The sequence below is a fragment of the Methylobacterium sp. WL64 genome (genome assembly GCF_008039945.1).
Classification (GTDB): Bacteria; Pseudomonadota; Alphaproteobacteria; order Rhizobiales; family Beijerinckiaceae; genus Methylobacterium.
In genome coordinates, this window is the sequence record NZ_VRVA01000226.1 from 1 (window position 1) to 4,008 (window position 4,008).

Consider the following 4,008-nt stretch of genomic DNA (forward strand, 5'->3'; position numbering starts at 1 on the left):
CGCGGCGTGGCGGCGGCCAGCAGCTGGATCGACGGGCGGCGCGGCGGCAGCGGCACGTCGACGGTCTCGGTCACCCCGCTGGTCGCCGCCGCTTGCGTCATCGCGGCGCCCTGGAACGCTCCGGCCGGCTCGGCCTGCGGTGAGAGGCGCAATTCGGCGAGCTGGGCCGGCGCGGCCTCCGCGCTGCCAAGGCCTGCCGGGCGGCGCGGCGGAAGCGGAACCTCCACGGTCTCGACCACGGCCACCTGCACGGCGGCGGCCGGCGCGGCCCCCGCGGCGGCGGGCTCGACGGACAGGCTCGCATACGTGACGGAGCCGCTGAGGGCGTCCGGACGCCGGGGCGGGAGCGGGACCTCGACCGTCTCGCTCGGCACCGCCGCGACGGCGGCCGCGGTGGGGGCGTAGGCCAGGGCCCCCGAGGCGGCGCCGGAATCCGTGACGCCGCCGCCGAACAGGCTCGCCAACGCGCTGGCCGAGGCCGCGACGGGGGCCACCACCGCCGCGACCTCGGTGGAGATGCCCTGGCGCTTGGCCGCGTAGTAATAGCCGCGGTTGTAGTACTGGTAGGCTTGGCTGACGTTGCCTTGGGCGGTGCGATAGGCGCCCGCCAGGTAGGCGACGCCGTAGCGCAGGTTGGTCGCCGGATCGTAGAGGCCCGCCGCGTCACCGGTGTAGCCGAGGCTGCGCGCCGTCGCGTGCTTGATCTGCATCAGCCCGAGGGCGCTGCCGCCCTTGGCCTTCGGGTTGTAATTGCTCTCGCGCTTCACCACCGCGTGGACGAAGCTCGCCGGGACGCCGTTTGCCTTGGCCTGCTGCTCGATCAGCGCATCGATGTTGTCGCGCGCGCCCTGCCCGAAGGCGGCCACGGGCACGACCGCGAGAGCGGCAGCCAGGAAGAGGCGATGCATTCCGAGACCTGGTCCTGCTTGTTCTGTGGTCAAGCTAGGTCGCGGGGAAATGAGGCCGTAAAGGGGCCCGGATCCGGCAGCCTGTGGGCGCGTGGAGTGTCGGGCACCCCTGTGCCTTGTCGGTCACAGGGCGGCGCCGTCGGTTAACCATCCCGGTTATCCACAGCGTGCGGGCCTGGACAGTCAGGGCAAAATGAAGCGCGCGACCCCGTGGGCGAACCCGTCCGCGCCGTTGCCGTCCGTCACGGCGCTGGCGGCCGCCTTCACACCCGGGTCGGCATTGCCCATCGCTACCGAGAATCCGCTGCGGGCGAACATCGGCTGGTCGTTCCCGGCATCCCCGAAGGTGGCGATCCGCTCGGGCGGGATGCGCAGATGCGCGCTCATCCAGGCCACGAACTGCCCCTTGTCGAGCCCGGGCGGCGTCACGTCGAGATAGTAGGCCTGGGAGCGGTGCACCGTGGCGCGCCCGGCCAGCGCGGTCCCGATCCGGGTCTCGCAATCGGCCAGGTGCGCGTGGTCCCGGCTGACCCCGACGATCTTCGAGGCTGCCCCCATCAGGCTGCCGAGATCGGCCACCACGCGCGGCTCGGCGCCGATCGTCCGGCGCTCGAGATCCGTGTAGGGGCCCTCCGGGTCGCGCAGGCACCAGGCCCCCTCGGCGAAGACCCAGACGTCGAGACCCTCGGCCTGAAGGCGTTCCAGCGCCGCCCGCGCGGCGGCTTCCGGGATCAGCCGCTCCGCGAGGGTCGAGAGATCGGGCCGGACCACGCTGGCGCCGTTGAACGCCCCCATCGGTAGGTCGAGGCCGAGGGCGTCGACGAGGCCCCGCAGGCCCAAAGGCGGCCGGGCCGACGCGATGCTGAATCCGATCCCGGCCGCGCGCAGGCGCTTCACCGCCGCGATCGTCGAGGGGGCGAGCTGCTTGTCGTCGGTCACCAGCGTGCCGTCGACATCGGAGATCACCAGGGCGATGCCGCTCGCCTTGGGTGCGTCGGACGCCATCGCTCAGGTCCTTCCGGCGGGGAGGGGGGCCTCCGCGGCGAGCTGCGCCACGACACGGTCGGCGACGGTCTCCGGCGCCGCGTCGATCCCCACGATGATCGGCTGCTCGTCGGGGCCGGGGATTTCCAGGGTGGCGAACTGGCTGTCCAGCAGCCGGGGCGACATGAAGTGGCCATGGCGCTCGGCGAGTCGCTTGGACACGAGGGCCCTGTCGCCGTCCAGGTAGACGATCCGGACGCGCCGGCTCCCGCGGGTGAGCGCGTCCCGGTACGCCCGGCGCAGGGCCGAGCAGACCACCACGCCGGATTCGCCGGCCTCCAGCCGATGCTGGATCCAGACCGCGATCCGGGCGAGCCACGGCGCGCGGTCCTCGTCGTCCAGCGCGTGGCCCGCATGCATCTTGGCCACGTGCTCGGGGGTGTGGAAGCTGTCGCCGTCCACGAAGATCCAGCCGAGCCGCTCGGCAATCAGCGCGCCGACGGTGCTCTTGCCCGAGCCCGAGACACCCATGACCACCAGGACCTGCGCCGCCCGCGCGGCCGCTCCGGCTTCGTTCTGCATCCGCCCATCCGAGCTCATCCGGACCATGCCGCTCCGGGGCGCAACGCTGCGCCGTGGGCTTCATCAATAGGCTCGGCGGGCGGGAAGGAAAGGTTTCTGGGGAACAGGGGGCAATGCGCCGACATCCCGTGGAACCCCGGATGGGGCGGCACGTTCTCCCCGGCGACGACAGAACATTTCAGGAACGAGGGTCCCATGGCCAAGGCAGCCGACAAGCACGACGCGACCCAGGAAAACCCGAAGACCGATCCGAAGGACGTCTCGAACCAGATCAAGGATCCGGATCAGTGGACCACCGGCGGTGAGCCGATGACCGGGGCGCAGGCTTCGTATCTCAAGACCTTGTCGGAAGAGGCCAAGGAGCCGGAGGCCTTCGACTCGGACATCGACAAGGCCGAGGCGTCCAAGCGGATCGACGACCTGCGCCACAAGGCCGGCCACGCCTGAGCGACCCGGGCACACCGCGTCCTGGACCAAGCCGGGCCGCGTCATCGGACATGTCGAAAGGTCGGTGCCGTCACGGGCGCCGGCCTTTCGGCGTTCGGACCCACGTCTCGAAGGCGATGTTTCGAAGACACTATTAAGCCGGCGGCAATGGGAGCCCGGTTAGACGTTCCCATCGCGCCGGGCGACGAGAGCGCTCAACGTCGGCGCGGATACCGGTGGATGCGTGCGCAAGCGCGTCGAACCAGGGGCCTGGAGGCGGGCCCGATCGCGATACGATCGGGTGCGGTTCCGGGCGCAGCGGAAGTCGGAGTCACGGATGGCGGAGCCGAGCTGCGAGGGATCGAGGGCGGCTTCCGGACGATCCCGCCTCCGTGGGGCCGACCTCGCCCGGCAGGCGTTGTCGCGCTTTGCCGCGAACGCGCGCGGGTCCACCGCCATGGAGTACGCCCTGATCGGCGCGCTGATCTTCATCGTCGCGGCCGGCAGCATCCGGTATTACGGCTCCCGGATGACCCCGATCTACGAGCGCATCAGCACGACGGTGAGCCAGGCCAATTGAGGGGCGCCGTTCCGGCCCCGGCCGTAAAGTTTTCGTCCGTCTGCCCCGAAAAAGCTGTGCTTAGTGAGGATGAAACCGCCCGCTCGGCCGTCGCGGGCGCAGTGTGGCCCACCCGCTACGGACACCCCGGCCGCTATGGGCTAGGCACGGGCTCGGCAAAACCGATGGGCAACATCTGGATGCGCAAACTTTCCCTCGCTCTGCTCGCCGCGACGGCGATGTCGGGCTGCTCGTATCTGCCTTCGGCGGGTCCGACGGCGAGCGCGATCCAGGCCGGCGCGGAAGTCGCCACCGCCGACGGCGGCGTGCTCGCCCGCTACGAAATCATCGACGTCACTCCATCCGTGGTCGAGGCCCTGCGCGGCCGGCCCCTCGACAGCCTGCTCGCCTCCTTCGGCGATCACCGCCCCTCCACCGAGCCGGTGATCGGCATCGGCGACATGGTCTCGGTCTCGGTCTGGGAGGCCGGTTCCGGCGGCCTGTTCTCCGGCCCGCTGGTGGCCGACCGCTTCTCCGCCGGCTCCAAGT

General features: G+C 71.2%; 5 protein-coding genes and 1 pseudogene. 3 read left to right on the plus strand and 3 right to left on the minus strand.

Going from position 1 to position 4,008, the window contains the following annotated elements; translation table 11 throughout:
• The 3 genes from FV242_RS32990 to FV242_RS33000 all read right to left on the minus strand — a co-directional run.
• On the minus strand, positions 1-908 hold a 908-nt coding region (locus tag FV242_RS32990), incomplete at its 3' end, for a lytic transglycosylase domain-containing protein (RefSeq protein ID WP_187278673.1).
• Positions 909-1,091: 183 nt separating this feature from the next.
• Complete coding sequence (locus FV242_RS32995) at positions 1,092-1,913, minus strand: Cof-type HAD-IIB family hydrolase (RefSeq protein ID WP_147941882.1); 822 nt, start codon at positions 1,911-1,913, stop codon at positions 1,092-1,094.
• 3 nt (positions 1,914-1,916) lie between these two features.
• Positions 1,917-2,474: a gluconokinase gene (locus tag FV242_RS33000; RefSeq protein ID WP_147941883.1), complete on the minus strand. Its 558-nt coding sequence runs from the start codon at positions 2,472-2,474 to the stop codon at positions 1,917-1,919.
• Between the two features lie 195 nt (positions 2,475-2,669).
• Between FV242_RS33000 and FV242_RS33005 the strand changes: the two genes are divergently transcribed.
• The 3 genes and pseudogenes from FV242_RS33005 to FV242_RS33015 all read left to right on the plus strand — a co-directional run.
• A complete protein-coding gene (locus FV242_RS33005) occupies positions 2,670-2,921 on the plus strand; it encodes a DUF3072 domain-containing protein (protein ID WP_147910920.1) in 252 nt (83 codons plus the stop codon).
• 316 nt (positions 2,922-3,237) lie between these two features.
• Positions 3,238-3,480, plus strand: coding sequence for a Flp family type IVb pilin (locus tag FV242_RS33010; RefSeq protein ID WP_147910919.1), 243 nt, complete (start codon positions 3,238-3,240; stop codon positions 3,478-3,480).
• A 179-nt stretch (positions 3,481-3,659) separates the two neighbouring features.
• A pseudogene (locus FV242_RS33015) lies at positions 3,660-4,008 on the plus strand (sugar transporter); the annotation flags it as partial.

Coding starts and splice junctions, on each gene's coding strand:
- FV242_RS32995 (WP_147941882.1), bottom strand. CDS start 1,913: ATGGCGTCCGACGCACCCAAGGCGAGCGGCATCGCCCTGGTGATCTCC.
- FV242_RS33000 (WP_147941883.1), bottom strand. CDS start 2,474: ATGCAGAACGAAGCCGGAGCGGCCGCGCGGGCGGCGCAGGTCCTGGTG.
- FV242_RS33005 (WP_147910920.1), top strand. CDS start 2,670: ATGGCCAAGGCAGCCGACAAGCACGACGCGACCCAGGAAAACCCGAAG.
- FV242_RS33010 (WP_147910919.1), top strand. CDS start 3,238: ATGGCGGAGCCGAGCTGCGAGGGATCGAGGGCGGCTTCCGGACGATCC.